The sequence below is a fragment of the Streptococcus dentiloxodontae genome, assembly GCF_053206925.1.
On the sequence record NZ_JBRUHR010000009.1, the window covers coordinates 43406 to 66582 of the forward strand.

Genomic DNA, 23177 nt, shown 5'->3' on the forward strand with positions numbered 1-23177 from the left:
TTTGGAATACAATAATAGCGATAAACCACAAGGGAGATGTTTGCATGAAAGTCTATGACTATGAATACGGAGCAAATAAATCATTGGTGAAATTGGCGGTTGGTGTTGCTTTAATAGTGACGGGTCTTTGTCTTTTTATATTGACTGCAACGGTTCTAGATGTCACTTTGAAATTAGGTGGAGAACATCATTCGTCATTTGACTATTTTTTCTTTATCTTCCTTGGTGTGATCGTTTGGGTATTTCCCGCTTATGTGTGGTATAAGTATCGCTTGACAAAGGATAATCCTGAGCCGCAAGTGAGAGTGGTAATGGAGCTGTTGCCAGATCGCCTGTTGGTTTATTCAAGGAAGACGGAGAAACTCAAAAAAGAGATTTTCTATTCGGACTTAGAGAGCTTTCATTTTAATTACAATGTTAGTAGCGGGGGAGATTATTATGGTCCAAACCGATATTATCGCTTTAAATATCAGACGAAATCCGAAACCTTTACTCTTCCTACCTTAGACTGGTCGAAGTCTTATTGGGCAGAGGAAAAGGGACAAAAGGTTAAAGGCTACGCTTTGGCTCAAACGATTCTTGATTTTGTTCATGAAAAGATGGGAATGACCTTTGATTATCCGACGATTGACTGGGCTCAGGTTAGTCAGCTGAAGGTGAAAATTAGTAAGGAGAGCCTAGTCCGGCAACTGACAGATTCTGTGACCAAGTTGTTTCATCAAGGGGAAAGTGTTCGCACGGAGGTCTATGCCGTCATCACCTCAGATGGGATTGAGGAAGCTGATGTGATGACGCAGAGAATGGAGCATTATGTGCCTGGTGAGATAAAAAATTTGACTGTTGACTGGGGAGAAGCTGTCTTTGATGATGATAACCTTGAAGGCGACCATCTCTTACCTCGTATTTCTTTTCTCTATGACAATGCTACTAAGGAGCTGAATGTAGAGGCAAACATGTATTTTGAACTGGATGATGGGACTCGCTTTATCCCACAAACCAATGCGCAGCTAGCTGACTTTAGAAAAGGCATTTTTAAGTTGCTGGGTGTGGAAAATAGTGCTGATGTGTTAACGAGTGAGGAAGAAAGATGAAAAAGACACCTTTTATTGAAAAACACACAGCGAGTTTTCTTGCTGCTGTTGTAACCGTTTTGTGCTATTTGATCGTCTTCCTTATTTTTCGCAAGGGGATCAGTGAGATGGCGCATCTCTGGCTGGATGAACTGGTACAGTCAGATTGGGGCACCAGATTCTTGCTGTGTTTTCTACTTGTTCTGATAGTGTTCTTAATCTGTATACCAGGGCTTATTGTCTATGCGATAGCAGATCTGTGTCTAACGGGCTATCTGAAATCAAAACATTTTTACAGTTCCACATTTTTCAGAAAAGCAAGTTATCGGATGGCGGATGATGAGAAAGTTTCTGCCATTGTCCTCAAAAAGTTAAAGAAAAGAACGGACTATTCTGAATATAGTCATTACTATCCATATCTTTCTTATGAGTTCGTGGTCAAGGTAGACGGAAAGAAGCAAAGGGTTTCCTGTACCTTGGACGATTATCAGAACTATCAGGTGGGAGATGAAATCACGTTAACGCGCTTCACTGTTGTCCGTGATGGTAAGATTGATGGTTACGCATACAAACGCTGGTGATTTTTTAGATAGCATTTAGAAAATATGCTAAAGTTTCCGAGATGCTTTGATTTTGGACAATGTCAAAATCTTCCAGAAACAGTCTGAATTTTCAACAACATTCTTTGAACATCTCCTGCTTGGCGGTCAGAATGAGTTATCTAATGCGGGTTTATATGAAAGACTAGGTTGGGCTAAGCAGTAGTACCTATATCAATAATGGACAAGCTAATACCTAAGGCCAGAAAAGGGTTCTGACTGCAATAGACTGTTAGTGTATGTGGCCGTCACTTTGTGGCGGCTTTTAATATTTTGGCTCTTTGTCAACTGTAGTAGGCTGACTTATCTTAACACATGTTCGCTTTCGTGTAGGACTTTACCGTATCATTGTTCAGGTTGATGATGAGAATTTTGTCAGTATGGCTATTTATGCAGCAAAACGTTCAGATGTTTGTAAGTTTAAGGGGAAGAACTGAAAAACAACCCCAGCCGCCTAGTATTTTTGATATAATAGAGGTAATTACGGAGAAAGGTTTTATAAAAATAATGTTTTTAAGGCGACGTGTATTCATCGGAGAGTATAGAGGTCAAGCGGTCTATTATGACCAGAAAACGGGAGCAGCTTTATCTGCACCAAAAAGTACCCTTCTTAATACAGAAGGGGCTAAAAAGACTAACGATTATATTCCTCTCATTGTTGTTTTGCTTATCGGCGGTGGTCCTGGGGTGTTTGCCTTCTTCAGCTTGCCCAGTATTGGTGTTTATAATTGGCAGAGCCTTTCTTATATTTTACTGCTTTGGCTGGCAGAATTTATTGTGCTGACAGCAATCTTGGAAATTGGACTTTATAAAAATGTCCGTCAGGCACAGCCAACGAGCAAAAGAGTGTTTTGGGAGGCAGCTTGTGGTAATTTGATGGTTAGTCGAGATAGTCATTTTGATCCAGCCAAGGGGTCAACTGCCCTATATCGCATAGTCAGAGGAATTATGGTTGGCTGTTGTTTTTACTCACTTTATTTGGTTTACCATTACGCGCAGCAATTTGGTCAGCCAATTAAGCTGAGCTATGATTTGTGGATTATGGGACTGATATGGTTTGTAACTTTCTTGCTCTATAATCAAAACAATCCTGTGCGCTTTATGAAGATTATGCGCTTATACAGTGAAGATAAAGTCATCTTTAAAAATGAAGAAAGCAATGAAAATGTCAGATAAGATTTTTCCTTAAAGTCCGTGCAAATCTGAAAATGAGTTTAGCTACTTGGATGATGGTGGATAACTTACAAACTCTCACAATAAAATGATGAAGTGTTAGCGTTAAATATCTGGTATGTTATGTTTTTCTTAAAAGTATAGTCTGGTTGAGAAATGACATATCACAGCTGATCCATCAACGAAGGCAGAATTTTTTCCTCAAAAGACTTGGTTTTATTTTTTGTAGAAGACCAAGCTTTTTTATTTTGTTATAATAGAGTCAGTATTTCTCGTTAGGGGGCTTATATGGACAATCAGGTTATTGTGCATTTTCATTCTAAGTATCATAATTATTTTGAGTTGAGTGTGTGGCAATGGCGCGATCATGAGATGGGACGTGACACAGCTTTCCAGCATTTTGACAGTTTTGGGGCAGTGGCTCATCTTAACTACCCAGCCTATTTTTTCTTATCTAAGGTCTATGTCATGATTAAAAATCATGACTGGTCAATTAAGTCTCAGGAATTTCACATCAATCGTGATGTCGGTATTCCTAAGACTGAGGTTTGGATTGTAGATGGCGATGATACTCTCTATTATTCCAGACAGGCTGCCTTAACCTCCCACCATTTTAGCCGCAGACAGCCTCATGCTTTTGATATGGCGGTCAATAGCAGAGCTTTTGATCAAAAGTGGGGATTTGATGGCTGGCTGGGAGCTCATTATACGGCTGAAGAAACGCATTTTCGTCTTTGGGCTCCGACAGCACAGCGGGTTGAATTAATACTCTATGCTTCTGCGGATGACAAGGCCAGTGTTGCTAGGGTTCTTCCTATGGAGCGAGGCGACAGCTATTCTCCAGAAAACCATAAGGAAAATACTCATGGCCTCTGGGAGACGCAGGTAGCAGAGGATCTCAACTATCACGCTTACCGTTATCGCGTTCACTACAGAAGGCGTGCTTTTAAGGATACCAGAGACCCCTATAGTATTGCAACGACGGCTAATGGGAGGCGTTCGGTTATTTTGAGTCCTGAAGCCAGGACGCCTCAAGATTTTCAGGTTCAGCAAGGGACAGAAGCTATTTGGCGTTTGGACAATCCTAGTAGTGCCGTTATTTACGAAATGCATGTACGTGACTTTTCCAAGTCGGTAACTTCGGGAGTACATCCCAATAACCGCGGTAAATTCAAGGGTGCCTATGAGCAGGGAACTAAAAATGCTTATGGCGATAGCTCTGCTTTTGACTATATTAAGAATTTAGGGATCAGCCATATTCAGCTGCAGCCGGTTTTTGATCATCATCAGATTATAGAGGCAGATGGTTCCTATGCTTACAATTGGGGCTATGACCCTGAAAACTATAATGTTCCAGAGGCTAGCTTTTCCAGTAACCCGACGGAACCGGCAACGCGGATTCATGAATTGAAAAATTTGATTAAGGCTTATCATGAAGCAGGTATTGGGGTTATTATGGATGTGGTTTACAACCACACTTATTCCTCTTATAATTCAGCTTTTCAGCTGGCAGTTCCTGATTATTATTACCGTATGAATAGAGACGGCTCTTTCCAAAACGGTTCGGGCTGCGGCAATGAAACAGCCAGTGAAAAAGAGATGTTTCGTAAGTACATGGTTGATTCAGTCCTATACTGGGTTACTGAGTACGGTGTAGATGGTTTTCGCTTTGATCTCATGGGGCTGCATGACATTGAAACCCTCAAAGCTATACGGGAAGCATTAGATACAATTGACCCTCGCATTATGATGTATGGCGAAGGTTGGGACATGGGGCAGGGCATTCCAGCAGAGGATAAGGCTAAAAAGGACAATGCACCGCAGCTGCCAAGGGTAGGATTCTTTAATGACGATCAACGCAATGCTGTTAAGGGCGCGGAAATTTACGGCTCTTTTGAAGCAGGATTTGTCTCTGGTGCCTCTACAGAAGACAAAGTTGCTAAAGCCATCTTGGGTTCTGACGAATTAGTTCCGTATCTAAGCCCAGCGCAAGTCGTTAATTATGTTGAAGCTCATGACAATTATAACCTTAACGATCTGCTTTTAGAGCTACATCCTGATGATGATTTTGAAGCACACATTAAGCGGGTTGAATTGGCCACAGCTATGAATTTGCTTATGCAGGGGATAGCTTTCATGCAGCTGGGGCAGGAATTCCTTCGGACGAAACGTTATCCAACAGGAGAAAATGGTACTCTGACAGATGCGGATAAAAAGCGGGCTATGAATTCCTACAATGCACCAGACAGAGTCAATCAGGTAGACTGGAACAATGTGACAATCCACAAAGAAACAGTCCACTTTGTGCAGCAGCTGATTGTTTTGAAACGCTACCATCCTCTCTTATCTATCTCAAGTTATGAGGAGATTCGTCAGCAGGTTTATGTGGAAACAGCCATTCAAGGATCTGGATTTATTTCCTACACAATAGAAAAGAATAAGCAAAAGATTAAGGTTCTTTTTAACGCAAGTGGGAAAAATTTAGAAATCAGCATGACAAACCATGAACAATATGATATACTAGTGTCAAATAAAAAGCGCTTTCATGAAAATCTTTTAACTATTGAAGATTTGACAGCGGTGGTCTTTGACATTCAAAAAGAGTCCAAGTTTTAAGCTTGGTCTCTTTTTCGTTTTAAGGCACTGCTTTGAAAATTCTTTATATTGAATTGATAAGCACAAAAGGGGGGAAGGAATGACAAGAGAATTAGAAAACTATACCTTTGGCACCGGAGAAAATTTCCATTTGCAGGATTATCTGGGGGTTCAAAGGGAAGTTGTAGAAGGTAAAGAAGTCTATGTTTTTCGTGTTTGGGCTCCAAATGCAGAAGCAGTTTCTGTTATCGGTGACTTTACAAATTGGTTTGACAATCCTCTAGCCATGGAAAAAAACGAGGTTGGAATCTGGGAAGTTTCTGCAGATTCTGCCCAAGAAGGTCAGATTTACAAATATTTGGTGACGCGAAAAGGCGGTCAGCAGGTTGAAAAGATGGATCCCATGGCCTATTATTTGGAAGCAAGGCCATCAACAGGAGCTATTGTCAGAACTAAGAGTCAATACAAGTGGCAGGATAGCCTCTGGCTGGGGCGCCGAAAGCGTTTTGGCTTCAAGAAGCGTCCGGTTAGTATTTATGAAGTACATGCTGGTTCTTGGAAAAACGACGAAACTGGAAAGCCTTACACGTTCAAGGAATTAACCGCAGAGCTGATTCCTTATCTGATTAAGATGAATTACACACATGTGGAATTCATGCCACTTATGGCTCATCCTTTGGGAATGAGCTGGGGTTATCAGCTGATGGGTTATTTTGCATTTGAACATAGTTATGGCAAACCAGAGGATTTTCAAGAATTTGTGGACAGCTGTCATCAGCACAATATTGGTGTGATTGTAGACTGGGTTCCAGGCCATTTCACGCAAAATGATGATGCTCTGGCTTATTTTGATGGAACACCGACTTATGAATATCAAGAACATGATCGGGCACATAATTACCGCTGGGGGGCACTCAATTTTGACCTAGGAAAAAATCAAGTACAGTCTTTCTTGATTTCTTCAGCGCTCTTTTGGATTGAACACTATCATATTGATGGCATCAGAGTAGATGCAGTATCCAACATGCTTTATCGGGACTATGATGATGGTCCTTGGTCACCTAATGTTTTTGGTGGAAATCGTAATTTGGAAGGCTTTAATTTTCTGCAAAAGCTCAACGGTGTTATCAAGTACCACCACCCAGATGTCATGATGATTGCTGAAGAATCAACCGCAGCAACACCAATTACCAAGCCTTTTGAAGAAGATGGTCTGAATTTTGATTATAAATGGAATATGGGCTGGATGAATGATATTCTCAAGTTTTACGAAGAGGATCCTATTTATCGGCAGTACGACTTTAATCTGGTGACTTTCAGTTTTATGTATTGTTTTGAGGAAGCCTTTATCTTGCCATTTAGCCATGATGAGGTTGTTCACGGCAAGAAAAGCCTGATGCATAAAATGTGGGGCGACCGTTATAATCAATTTGCAGGGCTTCGTTGTCTGTACACTTATCAAATGTGTCATCCCGGTAAAAAGCTGCTCTTTATGGGTTCTGAATTTGGTCAATTTTTGGAATGGAAATATGACCATGAGTTAGAATGGGGTAATCTTGAAGATCCTCTCAATCAGCAAATGCAAACCTTTACCAGCAATCTCAATGCTTTTTACAAGGAACATAAATGCCTCTGGCAGATTGATGAGTCCTATGAGGGATTGGAAATTATTGATGCGGATAATCGAAACGAAAGTATCCTATCCTTCATTCGTAAGGATGACAAAGGTAATTTCTTGATTTGTGTCTTCAATATGACACCGCTTGAACGCCGCGAATTTACCATCGGTGTTCCGCTAGCAGGTCTTTATGAAGAAGTTCTCAACACTGAGCTGGAAGAATGGGGAGGTGTTTGGAAGAAAAGCAATCCTCAAACCAAGACCCAAGACGGGCTTTGGAAAGATTATCAAAACACCTTGACTTTTACGGTTCCTGCTATGGGTGCTTCTATTTGGAAACTTAAGCGCCGCAGCCGTTCTAAGTGAAAATGTGCTCTGATGAGTAGTCCACGACTAACTGTTTTTATGAGTATTATATTCAGTTAGCTAAATAGATATAGATTAGGAAGGAATATATCTTTATGAGTAATGAAATGTTGGCCCTCATTCTTGCTGGGGGGCAAGGTACACGTTTGGGCAAGCTGACACAAAGCATTGCCAAACCAGCCGTTCAATTTGGAGGTCGCTACCGTATCATTGATTTTGCCCTCTCAAACTGTGCTAATTCTGGTGTTAATTCGGTCGGAGTTATTACGCAATACCAACCGCTGGCTCTTAACAGCCATATCGGAAATGGTTCATCTTGGGGTCTTGATGGTATTAATAGCGGAGCAACTATCCTGCAGCCTTATTCTGCAACTGAAGGCAACAAGTGGTTCATGGGAACCAGCCACGCTATTTATCAAAATATCGACTACATTGACAGTATCAATCCTGAATATGTCTTGATTTTGTCGGGAGACCACATTTACAAGATGGATTATGATGACATGCTGCAAACTCACAAGGATAATCAAGCCAGCCTGACTGTTGCAGTTATTGATGTTCCACTTAAAGAGGCTAGCCGTTTTGGTATTATGAATACAGACAGCAGCGACCGTATTGTGGAGTTCGAAGAAAAACCAGAACATCCTAAGTCTACCAAGGCTTCTATGGGAATTTACATTTTTAATTGGCAAAAGCTCCGCAATATGCTGGTAGAGGCTGAAAAGAACAACATTGACATGACAGACTTCGGTCAGCATGTTATTCCCGCTTATTTGGAACAAGGCGAACCTGTTTATACCTATAACTTCTCAGGTTACTGGAAAGATGTAGGAACGATTGAATCTCTCTGGGAAGCTAATATGGAATATATTGCGGTGGATAATGAGTTGGACAGCCGCGATCGTTCGTGGAAGATTTATTCTAGGAACATGATAGCACCACCAAACTTTATTACCGAGACTGCTGATGTCAAAGATTCTCTGGTTGTAGATGGTTGTTTTGTATCGGGAACGGTAGAGCATTCCATTTTGTCAACCAATGTTCAAGTCAAAGAAGGTGCTAAAATCAAAGACAGTTTCATCATGAGCGGCGCTAAGATTGGTGAAAATGTTAAAATTACGCGTGCCATTATTGGCGAAGGTGCCGTGATTGGTGATAATGTTGAAATTGATGGAACAGAAGAAGTACAAGTCATCGGATACGGTGAAAGAGTGGGGGTAAAAAATGAAGATTGATAAATACTCAGCTATTTTGGGCAATTCGATCGGTTATCACGATATGGAAAGTCTAACAAGTCAACGTCCGCTGGCTAGTTTGCCTTTTGATGGGAAGTACCGTCTGATTGACTTCCAGCTATCTAGTTTGGCCAATGCTGGTATTCGCAGTGTTTATGGTATTTTCCGCGGACAAAACGTTCGTTCTATTTTCGACCATATCCGTTCAGGACGTGAGTGGGGATTAAATACGCTGCTCAGCCATTATTTCTTAGGTTTCTATAATACGAAAGACGGTTCAACAGAAGCTGATGCGGATTATTATGATCAAGTGCTGACCTATCTGAAACGTTCAGGTTCAGATCAAACCATTTACATGTCTTGTGATATTCTTTGCAATATTAATTTACGTCAGGTTATTCACCTGCACAATGCTAACAATCAAAATATCACAGTCGTTTACAAAAAAATGACTAAGTCTAATTTTTCACCAGCCAATGAAGTTTTGGAAATTGATGAAACTGATAAGGTTGTTGGCAAGGGAGATATTGATTCTGTTACAGGAACAGTGCCAATGTCTGCTGACATTTATGTTATCAATACGCCATGGTTAATTGAAAAGTTGGAAGAAGAATCACGAAAAGAAAATCCGCGTAAAATCCGTTATCTTCTTCGCGAACTGATTGTATCAGAAAATGCGCTGGCCTTTGAGTATACAGGTTATCTGTCAAATATCTGCTCAGTTAAGAGCTATTATGATGCCAATATGGACATGTTGGATCCTCAAAAATTTTATTCCCTTTTGTATTCTAACCAAAGAGTGTATACTAAGGTGAAGAATGAAGAAGCTACCTACTTTGATGCTCAATCTGTTGTTAATAATTCACAATTTGCTTCTGGATCGGTTATCAAAGGTCATGTAGAACATTCGATTGTTTCCAGAAATTGTAATGTGGCTTCAGGGGCTGTTGTGGAAAATGCTATTATCTTCCCAAAAGTCACTGTAGGCGAAGGAGCAAAAGTTGCTTATGCGATTGTTGACAAAAATATTGTCATTCCTGATGGTGTAACTTTACAAGGAAGTCCCGATAAGCCTTTGGTTATTGGTAAAGGTCAAACAATTACAGGAGATATTATCCAATGAAAGTCATGTTTGTAGCTGCAGAAGGTGCCCCATTTGCCAAGACAGGCGGTTTGGGGGATGTTATTGGTGCTCTGCCTAAATCCTTAGTAAAAAAAGGTCACGAAGTAGCGGTTGTTTTACCTTACTATGATGTAGTTGCTGCTAAGTTTGGCGATCAAGCTGAAGATTTGCTTTATTACTTCACCAATGTAGGTTGGCGTCATCAATATGTTGGGGTCAAACGTATCGTTCGTGATGGTGTGACCTTCTATTTCCTTGACAATCAGCAATATTTCCACCGTGGTAAAATTTATGGTGAGTGGGATGATGGCGAACGCTTTGCATTTTTCCAATTAGCTGCGCTGGAGCTTATGGAAAGAGTAGATTTCATCCCAGATTTGCTTCATGTTCACGATTATCACACTGCTATGATTCCTTATTTGCTTAAGGAAAAATATCATTGGATTGAAGCTTATCGTCATATTAAAACCGTCTTTACGATTCACAATATTGAGTTTCAGGGTCAGTTTGATCCAGCTATGCTGGGAGACCTCTTTGGAGTAGGTTTTGAACGTTATGCTGATGGTACTCTGCGTTGGAATGATTGCCTCAATTGGATGAAAGCTGCTGTTCTTTATGCTGATCGTGTAACGACGGTATCTCCTACTTATGCTGGCGAGATTCAAACACCGGAATTTGGTAAGGGATTGGATCAAATTATGCGGATGGAATCAGGTAAACTTTCAGGAATTGTTAATGGTATTGATACTGATTTGCTTAATCCTGAAACAGATTCTTATATCGCGCATCATTTTTCTGTGAAAGATTTGTCTGGTAAGGCTTTAGATAAGGCTGAATTGCAAGAACGTGTCGGTTTGCCAGTAAGAGATGATTTACCTTTGATTGGTGTTGTGTCACGCTTGACAGATCAAAAAGGTTTTGATTTAGTTGTTAATGAACTTCATAATATTCTCCAGCATGATTTGCAAATTGTTCTATTGGGAACAGGTTATGCAGGTTATGAAAATGCTTTTTCATGGTTTGCCAATCAATACCCAGACAAATTATCGGCCAATATCACTTTCGATTTAGAGCTGGCGCAGCAAATTTATGCAGCAAGTGATCTTTTCCTCATGCCATCGGCTTTTGAGCCTTGCGGCTTATCACAAATGATGGCTATGCGTTATGGTACTTTGCCAATTGTCAGCGAAGTTGGCGGTCTTAAAGACACCGTTCAGCCTTACAATAAATTTGACCAGTCAGGAACCGGTTTTACCTTCAATGATTTTTCGGGTTATTGGCTAGTTAAAACACTGGAAAAAGCTTTGGATGTTTATTATAATAAAGCAGAGGATTGGAAAGTTCTTCAAAAGACTGCAATGACTCAAGATTTTTCTTGGGATACGGCCAGTGATGCTTATGTTGATTTATACAAGTCCTTACTTTAGTCACATTAGTAGCTTTGTTAATTTTTAATCGTTTAGTTGTCAGAAAACAAGGGCAATTCTTTGTCCTTGCTTTCTTGGTGTTTTATCAGTTTAGAAAGGAATCTTGAACACCATGCCATTTAGAACCCTAACAAAAGAACAGTTTATTCGTGATTTCAAGGATACTCTTCATGAGGAACAATTAATTAAGGTACCTCGTGCGACTCCTACTGAAATTTTCACAACGCTTGCTATGTTAGTACGCAAATACTATACTAATACATGGTTGGCTCGCAATCGTGAACTCTCAGAAAAACAAGAAAAGATTGCTTATTATTTCTCTATTGAGTTTTTGCCAGGACGTATGCTTGAGACCAATCTTCTCAATCTTGGAATCCTAGATGTGGTCAAAGAAAGTTTTGACGAACTTGGTGTAGACTTTAAAGAAGTAGTAGAAGCCGAACATGATATGGCTTTGGGAAATGGCGGACTAGGCCGTTTAGCCGCTGCTTTCATGGATTCTTTGGCGACAACCGGTTATCCTGGTTTTGGTAATGGTCTTCGTTACAAATACGGTCTTTTTAAACAGCGTATTGTTGATGGCTATCAAGTTGAACTGCCTGATTCTTGGTTTGGTTCAACTGGCAATGTTTGGGAAGTCCGCAAGGATCACGATGTTGTTGATGTTAAGCTCTTTGGTAATGTTTATTTAACAGTTAACGAAGAAGGGCGTGCTGTCCCTGTTTATGAAGGTGCACAGGTTCTTCGTGCTGTCCCTTATGATGTGCCGCAAATTGGTTTTGAAAATGGTGTGATTAATAATCTTCGTCTTTGGGATGTCGAAATTCCTGAGGAAGAAGAACTCAATTACCCTACACTCAAAGATCGCCGCCGCATCCAAGATATTACAGCTATCCTCTATCCTGATGACAGCAGCTACGAAGGTAAGCAGCTCCGCCTTATTCAAGAATATTTCATGACTTCAGCTGGTTTGCAAACCATCATTAAAAATTATCTGAAGCTGGGTCTTCCTTTAGAGAAAATTCATGAAAAAGTATCTGTTCATATCAATGATACACACCCTGCCGTAGCACCTGCCGAATTTATGCGTCTGCTGGTTGATGATTACGGTTTGGAATGGGATTTGGCATGGAAAGCAACTTATAAAACGATGAGCTACACTAACCACACCATTTTATCTGAAGCGTTAGAAAAATGGGATGCTGAGCTCTTTAGTAAGGTTTTACCGCGCGTGCATCAGATTATCCTTGAAATCGACAACCGTTACCTTCAGGAATTATCTCAAAAGGGTTATAATCTAGAGTTGCTGGAAAGAACGCGTATCGTTACAAATGGTCAGGTTCACATGGCTAACTTGGCAATCATTGGCGGTCATTCGGTCAATGGGGTGGCTAAGCTCCACACGGAGTTGCTTAAAGAAGACACTCTCAATGATTTTTATCAGCTTTTCCCAGAAAAATTCAATAATAAGACTAATGGGATTGTTCAACGTCGCTGGACGCAAATTGCTGCACCAGAACTGTCGGCAGCTATTGACGATACTATCGGTAAAGAATGGCGTAAAGATATCCATCAGCTAAGCAAATTGAATGATTATCTGGACGATAAGCAGGTTTTAGATACTTTCTATCAGGTTAAAAAAGAGGCCAAAGTGCGTTTGGCTGAGTATATTAAAAAGACGACAGGGGTGGAAGTTTCAACGGATGCTATCTTTGATGTTCAGGTTAAACGTCTTCATGCTTACAAACGTCAGTTGCTTAACTTGCTCCATATTATTAAACTTTATTGGGATTTGAAAGACAATCCTGAAAAAGATATGGTACCGCGTGTCTTTATTTTTGGAGCAAAGGCTGCGCCAGGTTACCACTTTGCTAAATCAGTTATTAAGCTGATTAATGAAGTTGGCAATCTCATTAATAATGATGAAACTCTCCAAGGCAAACTCAAAGTTATCTTCCTTGAAAACTACAATGTCAGCCTAGCTGAAATTATTATTCCAGCGGCAAATGTATCAGAGCAGATTTCTTTGGCTTCAAAAGAAGCTTCTGGGACTTCAAACATGAAATTCATGATGACGGGTGCAGTGACTCTAGCAACCTTAGATGGCGCTAACATTGAAATCAAAGATGAAGTCGGTGATGATAATATTGTTATCTTTGGTATGGATAAAGATGATGTCTATCGCCATTATGACAATCATGATTACTTCTCACGTAATGTTTATGATAGTAATCCTATCGTTAAACGTGTTGTGGATACCTTTATTGATGGAACAATTCCAGACAGTCAAAATGAAGGAACAGAAATTTACGACGCTTTGGTCACTCACAACGATGAATATTTCTTGTTAGAGGATTTCGCTTCTTATGTGGAAGCCCAAGAGCGTATTGAGGCTCTATATCGCGATAAAGAGACTTGGTCGCGTATTAGCCTGCGTAATATTGCCCAATCTCATAAATTTACTTCAGACGACACCATCACAGAGTATGCCGAAGAGATTTGGGAATTGAACAAATAATAGCTATTCTTTATTAAAATAAAACAGTTTAGAGTGGTTGGGACAGCCCGACCGCTTTTTAAGTGAAAGGAGCTTACAATTACATGAAACGCAGCAGCGGAATTCTTCTCCACGTGACTTCCTTGCCAAGTCAGCATGGCATTGGCTCTTTTGGACAAGCTGCTTATGATTTTGTTGATTTTTTGGTAGCCAGCAAGCAAAGCTATTGGCAGATTTTACCTTTGACGACAACTAGCTACGGTGATTCACCTTATCAGTCTTTTTCAGCTTTTGCAGGCAATACACACCTGATTGATTTGGATTTTCTGGTAGCAGATGGTTATTTGGAAAGCAGCGATATTGATGACAGTCAGTTGATGACAAATTCTGATTGGGTGGATTATGAAAAAATTTTTTACGGAAGACGGCCTATTTTAGAAAAGGCGGTTGCTAATTTTCTTAATCAGAATCGTGAAGCAGAAGCTTTCTCAGCCTTTAAGCATAAACAAAGCTATTGGCTGGAAGATTTTGCGGACTTTATGACAATCAAGGAGGGCTTTGACAATAAGGGACTGTCAGACTGGCCAGATGAAAAACTGCGTCGACATCATGCTGACAGTGTAGCGCAAGCGATTTCTCAAAAGGAAGCAACACTCAACTATCATAAAGTAACGCAGTATTTCTTTTTCAAACAATGGCAGGCGCTAAAAACCTATGCCAATGGGAAGGGCCTTGCTATCATTGGAGATATGCCTATTTATGTGTCAGCTGACAGTGTTGAACTGTGGACTCAGCCCCAGCTCTTCAAATTAGATAAAGATGGTCAAGTCGCTTATGTGGCTGGTGTTCCAGCAGACGATTTTTCAGCAGATGGGCAGCTTTGGGGCAATCCTATTTATAATTGGGATTATCATAAAAGAACTGGCTACGCTTGGTGGATTCAGCGTATTCAGGCAAGCCTAGAACTTTACGACATGCTGCGTATAGACCATTTTAAAGGTTTTGCAGATTTTTGGCAGATCAATAGCGGAGCCAAAACAGCAGTTGAAGGGTCTTGGCAGCCAGGTCCTGGTATAGAAATCTTTAAAGTTATTAAAGAAAAACTAGGTGCCCTTCCAATTATTGCGGAAGATTTGGGTGATATTGATGATAAGGCAAGGCAGCTTTTAGCAGATACAGGCTATCCTGGTATGAAAGTCTTGGAGTTTGCTTTTGATAATCCGCGCTATCCAAGTCCTTACCTGCCTCATAATGCTATTCAAAACAGCGTTGCTTACATTGGGACTCATGATAATCAAGTTGTATCTGAGTGGTATGCTAGCAAAACTAATGAGCAGCGCAACTTCATTGATCGTTATATCAACCGCAGAGAAGGCGAGTCTATTCAGGATGCCTTGATTCGTACTCTTTTTGCCATGACTTCTGATGTTGCTATCATTACCATGCAGGATATCTTGGAATTGCCGGCCAATACCCGTATGAATACTCCATCCACCATTGGCAATAACTGGAAGTGGCGCCTGTCTGCGGCTAGCCTCACTCCAGATTTGACAGCATTTCTGGCAGACTTGACAGAACTCTATCAGAGAGCTTTATAGGCAATTATCATGTTTAAGGCATCAAAAAATAAGCTTGAGAAGAAAATCTCAAGCTTATTTTCATAGCATATAATAAACAATTCCTATATATTGCAAAGCAGAAGCCAGCATGATAAAAAGATGCCAAATCATATGGAAATAAGGTTTCTTTTTAGCATAAAAAGCAGCTCCAACGGTGTAGGACAGACCGCCAGCTACCATAAGCAACCAAAAGGCGGGACCAGTCTGACTGATAATACTTGGAATCACAAAGATAATCAGCCATCCCATAAGTAAGTAAAGAAAGAGAGAGAATTTTTCATTGATTCTCTTGGCAAATATTTTATAAAGAATGCCAAAAAGCGTACTTCCCCATTGAAGGACAATAATACTGTAACCTAGCCATCCGCCAACAAGAGAGAGGGCAACTGGTGTGTAGGAACCCGCAATCGCAATGTAAATCATACTGTGGTCAATGATACGCAGTACGTATTTATGAGGTGAATCGTATGCCATAGCGTGATAAATAGTGGAACTTAAAAACATAAGAAAGAGGCTGATGACAAAAATAGACATGCCGACTGCTGCTTCAAGTCCATAATTTTCATAAGCGTAAATAGCTGTTATAGGAAGAAGAATCAGCATGGCAACAGCGCCGACAGCGTGTGTTACACTATTAGCTACTTCTTCGCCAAAACTAAGTTTTTTACTAAGTTTCATGCTTGGTCTTCTTTGAAATGTTGCTGTATTAGTTGTCATGAGATACTCCTTCTAAGGCTGCTGCCAGCCCGTGAGTTTTTTGATAAAGCTGCAAGGTATGACAGGCGGCAATAATGACTTCAGGTGCTTCCTTGGGATCTTGGCCATTCATACAAGCTACAAAATCATTGTAATATTTTTGCTGGTTCGCTTCATTAGTCGTTAGAATTTCCAAGGTCTTGGCAATTTCTGAAATTTCAAATACATTTTTAAGGCTGGTGATAACAATGAGACGTGCTATCTGAGTTCTTTGGTATTTCTTTTTGACAGGCTTAGCCACATGTCCGTGTTTGACGTAGTTATTAATCATAGAAGCTGTTAGTCCCTTATCTTTTGGGACAATAGCAGAGCTAGTAACCTGATTAACATAGAGCAAAACCTGATCCAAATAAAGATCAATCTCGGGCAATTCTTCCCAAGTCGGGTAATGATTGGATTCCAAAATATAAACACTCTTTCATCTAGTCTTGATAACTAGATTATAACATTATCAAAAATAAATGCAAGAAAAAAGTTAAAAAATATATTTGAAGATTGCCTATTAGTCAAAAGTAAAAAATCCGACTGTTGCCGAATTTTTAATTTTTTCTGATCTGTTTTAAAATGGCCTGTGCAGTTTCTTGATTCATGTGCTTAGATGTTATTAATTCTTTGACGACTTGCTTGGTTTCTTCTGGGGTTGCACCAGCTAGAAGCGCCAGCGATTTGGCTTGAAGTTTCATGTGTCCGGCTTGTATGCCTGTTGATGTCAGGGCTTTGAGCGCGGCAAAATTTTGCGCCAAGCCAAGTGACACAATAATAGTAGCTAATGTTTTGGCGTCTGGATTATTCAGGAAATCACGAGCCACTGCAACACTGGGATTTAGACCGATAGAACCTCCGCAAGAAGCAACAGGCATAGGCAGGGTCAGCTGACCGACCAGTTCTTTTGCAGTTTGATCATAAATCCAAGTGGAGAGGCCTCGATAGTGACCATCATGGCTGGCATAAGCATGTCCTCCGGCTTCAATGGCACGCCAGTCATTACCCGTTGCCAGCACAGCTGCATCAATGCCGTTGAAAATTCCTTTGTTATGAGTAGCGGCGCGGTAAGGATCAATTTGGGCCAGCTGACTGGCCAAAGCCATTTTGTTAGCTAAATATTCTGCTTCATTTTTATCACGGCTGAGGCAGCGTATGCTGAGGCGGCAGGTAGCTGTGACTAGACTTTCGGCTGCTAGATTCGATAAAATAGCCATGAGACTTTTGCCGGCACTTAATTCTTCTAAGTCTGGAACTAAAGCCTCCATCATGGTGTTGACCATATTGGCCCCCATGGCTTCTTGAGTATCAACAGCTAAGTAAACGATAAGAAAATCATCTTTTATCTCAGTCCAAAGACGGTGCGGGCCGCCGCCACGTTTTACAATTGAAGGATAAGAAGCCTTAGCAAGGGCTATTAAATGATTGCTGGCCTCTTTGATTTTTAGTTGTGCGGCTTCTTTATCAGCTACATCAAAAAGAGCTACCTCGCCAATCACCTGACGATTGTGAACTTCTGCTGAAAAACCGCCGGAACGCTTAATCAGTTTGCTGGCATAACTAGCTGCGGCAACTACAGAAGGCTCTTCTGTTACCATAGGGATATGATAAGTATCACCATTTACCATGACATCAGGGCAAATGGCAAATGGCAAAGAAAATCGTCCCAGAACATTTTCCGCCATTTGATTAGCTGTCTCAAGAGACAGTTGAATGTCATTATCTAGAAGCACTTGATTTTCCTGAGACAAAAGAGCATTATCTTTCAAATGCTCTCTTCGTTTCAGGGGTGTCTTTTTGGAAAATCCAGTCCAAGAAAGTTTAGTCATGATGAGGTCCTTTATAGATACGCTGATGTTCTTTGATTTCACTTAGATAGAAAGCTCCTGTTTTGTAGGTTTCAAAACTAGCAGAACCCGATTGATCAAGCTTAGCTTCTTCGTAAAAGAGCTTTTCGTAATCTTTAACAGTAATAGCTGTGCGTTTGTTCAAATCGCTTAAACGGTCAGTGCGCAGCATTTTTTCATAACCATCAACTAAAACACCAGAGAAAATTTCAGAAACAGCTCCAGAGCCATACGAGAAAAATCCAATCTTATCACCAGCTTTAAGTGTTTTGCTGTTTTCAAGTAGAGAAAGCAGTCCAAGGTAGAGAGAGCCTGTATAGATATTTCCTACTTGGCGGCTGTAAGTGATAGAAGCTTCAAAATTTGCTCTTAACAGTTCTTTGACTTTCGCAGCAGAGTCCTTTGGAATTATTTTATTAAGGCCTTTAAGAGCTAATTTGGGATAAGGCAGATGGAAACAAAAAGCTGCAAAGTCTGCCAGATCAGTTGGCTGACGCTTCTGATATTCTTTCCAGGTGGTAACTAAGCTATCTAAATACTGTTTGGTTGAATAGATCCCCTGAACAAATGGTGTCGTTGAATAATTCGGCCGCCAAAAATCCATAACATCACGGGTCTGAGCAAGGTTGTCATCTTGGAGTTCCAAAATTCGAGGCTGCTGTGTCACCAGCATGGCTACAGCGCCTGCTCCTTGTGTTGATTCGCCAGATGCACCGATACCATATTTGGCAATATCACTGGCAATAACAAGGACTTTACTATTAGGATGTTTTTCAACGTACAGTTTGGCATAATTGAGTCCAGCAGTGGCTGCATAGCAGGCCTCTTTCATTTCCAGAGAACGGGCAAAGGGCTGAATTCCCAAAAGGCTATGGATATAAATAGCGGCAGCTTTAGACTGATCAACAGAAGATTCAGTCGCTACAATAACCATATCAATCTCCATCTTGTCCTGCTCTGTCAGAATATCCGCAGCAGCTGATGCTGCAAGACTGATGATGTCATCTGTAATAGGAGCAATACTAATAGCATCAAGCATCAATCCTTGACTGAACTTTTCAGGCTCTGCCCCACGCGCTTTGGCTAAGTCTGCCATTTTCAGGATGTATTGGCTAGTTGCAAAACCAATTTTATCAATTCCAATGGACATAAATCTCTTTCCTCTTATTATTCATTTTTGGACTTTAAAGTCCCTTTAAAATATATTAAGTCACTAGTGATTTTACCACACAAAGTGGCTTTTGACCGCAAAAAAACTTTCAATAGCTTTTTTTCTTATTTTTTTGTAAAATAGCAGAGCATAAAAACAAAAAAAGAGGTGTCTTATGGCAGATAATAGACAGATGAATTATCTTCATCTTGATTTTTTAGCCTTCAAAGCGAAGGGAGCTGACGAAGACTTTTTTGAAATAGCCATTGATTTTCGTGACAGAACATATACAATCCAAAATGTAGATGCTCTGGGCCGAGTTATTTCAGATACGGTTACAGGCCGTCTGCGCAGATCTCGTTTAGCAGGCTTTAAGAAAGAATTGGAGGAGCTTGGCCTTTTGGCTTGGGAAATTACCAGCGAGTTGCCTCAGCAGGATTATTCGGCTCCTATCCTTTATTCATTTGACTGGGACGAAGACAATGAATTTACAACAAAAGCAGATGATAAGATAGAAATGGTTAAGTCTGTTCATAAGTTAATTGAACATTTGACAGGCCATACATTTGGTGCTTATTCTCAATACGAGTTGTAACAAGGAGAATATCACATGACAAAAGCAGATATGATTTTTAAAGACAATATTCGCAAGATTTTAAACGAAGGCGTCTGGTCAGAACAGGCACGTCCTAAGTACAAGGATGGCAGAACAGCCAATTCTAAGTACATCACAGGCGCCTTTGCTGAGTATGATTTGAGTAAGGGAGAGTTTCCCATCACCACCTTGCGTCCGATTGCCATTAAGTCGGCCATCAAGGAAGTACTCTGGATTTACCAAGACCAGTCCAACAGCCTTGATGTGCTGGAAGATAAGTACAATGTTCACTACTGGAATTACTGGGAAGTGGATGGCACACGCACCATCGGCCAGCGTTATGGTGCAGTCGTTAAAAAGCATGATATTATCGCTAAAATTCTCAAGCAGCTGGCGGATAATCCTTGGAACCGCCGCAATGTGATTTCTCTCTGGGATTATGAGGCTTTTGAAGAAACAGCAGGGCTTCTGCCATGTGCATTTCAAACCATGTTTGATGTGCGGCGCGTGGAGGGAGAAATTTACCTTGACGCCACGCTGACACAACGTTCAAACGATATGCTGGTGGCACATCACATCAATGCCATGCAGTATGTGGCTTTGCAGATGATGATTGCCAAGCATTTTGGCTGGAAGATTGGGAAATTTTTCTACTTTATCAATAATCTTCATATCTATGACAATCAATTTGATAATGCAGAGGAATTGCTGAGCAGAGAACCATCAGATTGTCACCCGCGTCTTGTATTGAATGTGCCAGATGGAACTGATTTCTTTGACATTAAGCCAGAAGATTTTGAATTGGTAGATTATGACCCTGTCAAGCCTCAACTAAAATTTGATTTAGCTATATAATTTAGAGAGAAATTCCGTTCAAAAGGGATTAGAAAACTTTTTTCTAAGCTCTTTTTATTATTTTTTGATAGAATAACATGTAGCGAAAAAAAGGAAAAAGAATTTGTGTCTAAAAAACTTATTGCTATTTGGGCAGAAGCTCATAATCATGTCATTGGAAAAAATCAGACGATGCCTTGGCATCTGCCAGCTGAACTGGCTCATTTTAAGGCTACCACAATAGGATCTGCCATTCTTATGGGACGTGTAACTTTTGATGGGATGAAACGCCGTCTTTTGCCTGGACGTGAAACTTTGATTCTGACTCGTGATAAAAATTTTGACTGTCCGGAAGTGACTGTGGTTTCAAGCGTTGAAGAAGCCCTAGACTGGTTCAGCAGGCAAGATAAAGATTTATATATTGCTGGTGGTGCAGGAGTTTATAAGGCTTTTGACGGCTATTATAATCGTATGATTAAAACCACTATTGAGGCGGATTTAGCTGGAGATACTTATTTCCCGCAGCTTGATTTCACAGGCTTTGAAGAGGTCTCTAGAAAAACGGTTCAAAAAGACGATAAGAATGCTTATGATTTTACAGTTATCACATTAGATAAAAAAGGAGACTAACGCATGCAGCGTAGTGTATTTGGATTATTTACGGCCTTACTGGCTGTTCTTTGTGTTTTGTCAGCTATCCCCGCTTTACGTAAGCGTCGTCATGGCTTGGCAGTCTTTTTCCTACTTAATGCTTTTACCAATCTGGTAAATACTATTCACGCCTTTTACGGCACCCTATTTTAGAAAAGAGTGAAGAAATAAATGGCTGGAAACCGAAATAATGATGAAATGGTTTATTGCTCATTTTGTGGCAAGAACCAAGAAGAAGTTCGTAAAATTATTGCTGGAAATGGTGTTTTTATCTGTAACGAATGTGTTGCCCTTTCTCAGGAAATTATTCGTGAAGAGATGGCAGAAGAAGTCCTTGCGGATTTAGCGGAAACACCAAAACCCAAAGAATTACTGACGATTCTGAATAATTATGTGGTGGGACAAGACCGTGCCAAACGCGCTTTGGCAGTAGCTGTCTACAATCACTATAAACGTATCAGCTTTGCAGAAAGCCGTGAAGATAATGATGTTGATCTGCAAAAATCTAATATTCTCATGATTGGACCGACAGGTTCAGGGAAGACATTCTTGGCGCAGACCTTAGCTCGCAGCCTTAATGTCCCTTTTGCTATTGCTGATGCAACCTCTCTAACAGAAGCTGGCTATGTGGGAGAAGATGTAGAAAACATTCTGCTCAAGCTAATTCAGGCAGCAGATTTTAATATCGAACGTGCTGAACGCGGTATCATTTACGTGGATGAAATTGATAAAATTGCCAAAAAAGGTGAAAATGTTTCCATTACCCGTGATGTTTCCGGAGAAGGTGTTCAGCAGGCCCTGCTGAAAATTATTGAAGGAACTGTTGCCAGCGTACCGCCTCAAGGCGGCCGTAAACACCCAAACCAAGAGATGATTCAGATTGATACCAAGAATATTCTCTTTATCGTCGGCGGTGCTTTTGATGGTATTGAAGATATTGTTAAGCAGCGTCTGGGCGAAAAAATTATTGGTTTTGGACAGAATAACAAGGCGATTGCTGATGATTCTTCTTACATGCAGGAAATTGTTTCCGAGGATATCCAAAAGTTTGGTCTGATTCCTGAATTTATTGGACGGCTGCCTGTTCTTGCTGCCCTTGAACAATTGACGGTAGATGATTTGGTGAAAATCCTAACAGAACCTAAAAATGCCTTAGTTAAACAATATCAGACACTTCTTTCTTATGATGGTGTTGAATTGGAATTTGATCAAGAAGCGCTGGAAGCCATTGCTGATAAAGCGATTAAACGTAAAACAGGAGCACGGGGTCTTCGTTCAATTATCGAAGAAATCATGATGGACATCATGTTTGAAATTCCAAGTCAGGAAGATGTGACTAAAGTGCGTATTACAAAAGAAGCAGTTGCTGGGACGGACGAACCCGTTCTAGAAACCGCTTAGGAGGCATTATGGCAGAAGAACAAGTCCTGAATACGCATAATGCCGATATTTTGCTCAGCGCAGCTAATAAGTCTCATTACCCGCAAGATGATCTGCCTGAGGTTGCCTTAGCAGGTCGTTCTAATGTTGGAAAGTCAAGTTTTATAAATACTCTGCTAGGCCGTAAAAATTTGGCGAGGACGTCTGGTAAGCCTGGAAAGACTCAGCTGCTTAATTTTTATAATATTGATAATAAGTTGCGCTTTGTGGATGTACCAGGTTATGGATATGCCCGTGTGTCTAAAAAAGAACGTGCGAAGTGGGGAAAGATGATTGAAGAATACTTGGTGACTCGCGACAACTTGCGCGCAGTGGTCAGTCTGGTTGACCTTCGTCATGATCCCACACAAGATGATGTTCAGATGTATGAATTTCTTAAGTATTATGAAATTCCTGTCATTATTGTGGCGACTAAGGCAGATAAAATTCCGCGTGGAAAATGGAACAAACACGCGTCAGCTATCAAGACAAAACTCAATTTTGATAAGAAGGATCGTTTCATCATCTTTTCAGCGGTTACACGAGAAGGCTATGACGAAGCTTGGGATACGATTTTAGCAGAACTTTAAAACTGGAAGGCGGACAGCTTTTCAGTTTTTT

General features: G+C 40.6%; 20 protein-coding genes and 1 pseudogene. 17 read left to right on the top strand and 4 right to left on the bottom strand.

The window, feature by feature from the left end; genetic code table 11:
- Window positions 1-44 precede the first annotated feature (44 nt).
- From ACVRZ8_RS06155 to malQ, 11 genes and pseudogenes are all read left to right on the top strand, one after another.
- Window positions 45-1091, top strand: a complete 1047-nt coding sequence (locus tag ACVRZ8_RS06155; protein ID WP_447448438.1) for a hypothetical protein — start codon at window positions 45-47, stop codon at window positions 1089-1091.
- Window positions 1088-1651 (top strand): hypothetical protein, encoded by a 564-nt coding sequence (locus ACVRZ8_RS06160; protein ID WP_447448439.1) that lies wholly within the window; start codon window positions 1088-1090, stop codon window positions 1649-1651. The genes ACVRZ8_RS06155 and ACVRZ8_RS06160 overlap by 4 nt, the downstream gene beginning before the upstream one ends.
- 34 nt (window positions 1652-1685) lie before the next feature.
- Window positions 1686-1835, top strand: a pseudogene (locus ACVRZ8_RS06165) (cell filamentation protein Fic); the annotation flags it as partial.
- 338 nt (window positions 1836-2173) lie between these two features.
- Window positions 2174-2845, top strand: a complete 672-nt coding sequence (locus tag ACVRZ8_RS06170) for a hypothetical protein (RefSeq protein WP_447448472.1) — start codon at window positions 2174-2176, stop codon at window positions 2843-2845.
- A 285-nt stretch (window positions 2846-3130) separates the two neighbouring features.
- Complete coding sequence (gene pulA / locus ACVRZ8_RS06175) at window positions 3131-5458, top strand: type I pullulanase (RefSeq protein WP_447448440.1); 2328 nt, start codon at window positions 3131-3133, stop codon at window positions 5456-5458.
- 79 nt (window positions 5459-5537) lie between these two features.
- Entirely contained in the window at window positions 5538-7421 is a 1884-nt protein-coding gene (gene glgB, locus ACVRZ8_RS06180) for a 1,4-alpha-glucan branching protein GlgB (RefSeq protein ID WP_447448441.1), read from the top strand.
- A gap of 95 nt (window positions 7422-7516) precedes the next feature.
- Window positions 7517-8656: a glucose-1-phosphate adenylyltransferase gene (locus ACVRZ8_RS06185; RefSeq protein ID WP_447448442.1), complete on the top strand. Its 1140-nt coding sequence runs from the start codon at window positions 7517-7519 to the stop codon at window positions 8654-8656.
- Window positions 8646-9779: a glucose-1-phosphate adenylyltransferase subunit GlgD gene (gene glgD, locus ACVRZ8_RS06190; protein ID WP_447448443.1), complete on the top strand. Its 1134-nt coding sequence runs from the start codon at window positions 8646-8648 to the stop codon at window positions 9777-9779. The genes ACVRZ8_RS06185 and glgD overlap by 11 nt, the downstream gene beginning before the upstream one ends.
- A complete protein-coding gene (gene glgA, locus ACVRZ8_RS06195; protein WP_447448444.1) occupies window positions 9776-11206 on the top strand; it encodes a glycogen synthase GlgA in 1431 nt (476 codons plus the stop codon). Before glgD ends, glgA begins: the two co-directional genes overlap by 4 nt.
- Before the next feature lie 112 nt (window positions 11207-11318).
- Window positions 11319-13724, top strand: coding sequence for a glycogen/starch/alpha-glucan phosphorylase (locus ACVRZ8_RS06200; RefSeq protein ID WP_447448445.1), 2406 nt, complete (start codon window positions 11319-11321; stop codon window positions 13722-13724).
- A gap of 83 nt (window positions 13725-13807) precedes the next feature.
- Window positions 13808-15301 (top strand): 4-alpha-glucanotransferase, encoded by a 1494-nt coding sequence (gene malQ / locus ACVRZ8_RS06205; protein ID WP_447448446.1) that lies wholly within the window; start codon window positions 13808-13810, stop codon window positions 15299-15301.
- A 60-nt stretch (window positions 15302-15361) separates the two neighbouring features.
- On the opposite strand, the gene trhA is transcribed toward malQ, so the two are convergent.
- The 4 genes from trhA to ACVRZ8_RS06225 form a co-directional block, all read right to left on the bottom strand.
- Window positions 15362-16039, bottom strand: coding sequence for a PAQR family membrane homeostasis protein TrhA (gene trhA, locus ACVRZ8_RS06210; RefSeq protein WP_447448447.1), 678 nt, complete (start codon window positions 16037-16039; stop codon window positions 15362-15364).
- Window positions 16029-16481 carry a DUF1836 domain-containing protein gene (locus ACVRZ8_RS06215; RefSeq protein WP_447448448.1) on the bottom strand — a complete coding sequence of 151 codons (453 nt, stop codon included), beginning with the start codon at window positions 16479-16481 and terminating at the stop codon, window positions 16029-16031. The genes trhA and ACVRZ8_RS06215 overlap by 11 nt, the downstream gene beginning before the upstream one ends.
- Before the next feature lie 136 nt (window positions 16482-16617).
- Window positions 16618-17889 (bottom strand): hydroxymethylglutaryl-CoA reductase, degradative, encoded by a 1272-nt coding sequence (locus ACVRZ8_RS06220; protein WP_447448449.1) that lies wholly within the window; start codon window positions 17887-17889, stop codon window positions 16618-16620.
- Window positions 17882-19057, bottom strand: coding sequence for a hydroxymethylglutaryl-CoA synthase (locus ACVRZ8_RS06225; RefSeq protein WP_447448450.1), 1176 nt, complete (start codon window positions 19055-19057; stop codon window positions 17882-17884). The genes ACVRZ8_RS06220 and ACVRZ8_RS06225 overlap by 8 nt, the downstream gene beginning before the upstream one ends.
- A 175-nt stretch (window positions 19058-19232) precedes the next feature.
- Here ACVRZ8_RS06225 and ACVRZ8_RS06230 point away from each other — a divergent pair, with 175 nt between their 5' ends.
- The 6 genes from ACVRZ8_RS06230 to yihA all read left to right on the top strand — a co-directional run bounded on the left by ACVRZ8_RS06230 (window position 19233) and on the right by yihA (window position 23146).
- Complete coding sequence (locus ACVRZ8_RS06230; protein WP_447448451.1) at window positions 19233-19652, top strand: hypothetical protein; 420 nt, start codon at window positions 19233-19235, stop codon at window positions 19650-19652.
- Between the two features lie 15 nt (window positions 19653-19667).
- The gene (locus ACVRZ8_RS06235) at window positions 19668-20507 is read left to right on the top strand and encodes a thymidylate synthase (protein ID WP_447448452.1); all 840 of its coding nucleotides are present in this window, start codon (window positions 19668-19670) and stop codon (window positions 20505-20507) included.
- Window positions 20508-20612: 105 nt separating this feature from the next.
- Window positions 20613-21116, top strand: a complete 504-nt coding sequence (locus ACVRZ8_RS06240; RefSeq protein WP_447448453.1) for a dihydrofolate reductase — start codon at window positions 20613-20615, stop codon at window positions 21114-21116.
- 3 nt (window positions 21117-21119) lie between these two features.
- The gene (locus ACVRZ8_RS06245) at window positions 21120-21290 is read left to right on the top strand and encodes a hypothetical protein (protein WP_447448454.1); all 171 of its coding nucleotides are present in this window, start codon (window positions 21120-21122) and stop codon (window positions 21288-21290) included.
- Window positions 21291-21308: 18 nt separating this feature from the next.
- Complete coding sequence (clpX, locus tag ACVRZ8_RS06250) at window positions 21309-22538, top strand: ATP-dependent Clp protease ATP-binding subunit ClpX (protein ID WP_447448455.1); 1230 nt, start codon at window positions 21309-21311, stop codon at window positions 22536-22538.
- Between the two features lie 8 nt (window positions 22539-22546).
- A complete protein-coding gene (gene yihA / locus ACVRZ8_RS06255) occupies window positions 22547-23146 on the top strand; it encodes a ribosome biogenesis GTP-binding protein YihA/YsxC (RefSeq protein ID WP_447448456.1) in 600 nt (199 codons plus the stop codon).
- The last annotated feature ends 31 nt before the right edge of the window (window positions 23147-23177 follow it).

Coding starts and splice junctions, on each gene's coding strand:
- malQ (WP_447448446.1), top strand. CDS start 13,808: ATGAAACGCAGCAGCGGAATTCTTCTCCACGTGACTTCCTTGCCAAGT.
- ACVRZ8_RS06200 (WP_447448445.1), top strand. CDS start 11,319: ATGCCATTTAGAACCCTAACAAAAGAACAGTTTATTCGTGATTTCAAG.
- ACVRZ8_RS06220 (WP_447448449.1), bottom strand. CDS start 17,889: ATGACTAAACTTTCTTGGACTGGATTTTCCAAAAAGACACCCCTGAAA.
- glgA (WP_447448444.1), top strand. CDS start 9,776: ATGAAAGTCATGTTTGTAGCTGCAGAAGGTGCCCCATTTGCCAAGACA.
- clpX (WP_447448455.1), top strand. CDS start 21,309: ATGGCTGGAAACCGAAATAATGATGAAATGGTTTATTGCTCATTTTGT.
- trhA (WP_447448447.1), bottom strand. CDS start 16,039: ATGACAACTAATACAGCAACATTTCAAAGAAGACCAAGCATGAAACTT.
- ACVRZ8_RS06225 (WP_447448450.1), bottom strand. CDS start 19,057: ATGTCCATTGGAATTGATAAAATTGGTTTTGCAACTAGCCAATACATC.
- glgD (WP_447448443.1), top strand. CDS start 8,646: ATGAAGATTGATAAATACTCAGCTATTTTGGGCAATTCGATCGGTTAT.
- ACVRZ8_RS06185 (WP_447448442.1), top strand. CDS start 7,517: ATGAGTAATGAAATGTTGGCCCTCATTCTTGCTGGGGGGCAAGGTACA.
- yihA (WP_447448456.1), top strand. CDS start 22,547: ATGGCAGAAGAACAAGTCCTGAATACGCATAATGCCGATATTTTGCTC.
- ACVRZ8_RS06155 (WP_447448438.1), top strand. CDS start 45: ATGAAAGTCTATGACTATGAATACGGAGCAAATAAATCATTGGTGAAA.
- glgB (WP_447448441.1), top strand. CDS start 5,538: ATGACAAGAGAATTAGAAAACTATACCTTTGGCACCGGAGAAAATTTC.
- ACVRZ8_RS06230 (WP_447448451.1), top strand. CDS start 19,233: ATGGCAGATAATAGACAGATGAATTATCTTCATCTTGATTTTTTAGCC.
- ACVRZ8_RS06235 (WP_447448452.1), top strand. CDS start 19,668: ATGACAAAAGCAGATATGATTTTTAAAGACAATATTCGCAAGATTTTA.
- ACVRZ8_RS06160 (WP_447448439.1), top strand. CDS start 1,088: ATGAAAAAGACACCTTTTATTGAAAAACACACAGCGAGTTTTCTTGCT.
- pulA (WP_447448440.1), top strand. CDS start 3,131: ATGGACAATCAGGTTATTGTGCATTTTCATTCTAAGTATCATAATTAT.
- ACVRZ8_RS06245 (WP_447448454.1), top strand. CDS start 21,120: ATGCAGCGTAGTGTATTTGGATTATTTACGGCCTTACTGGCTGTTCTT.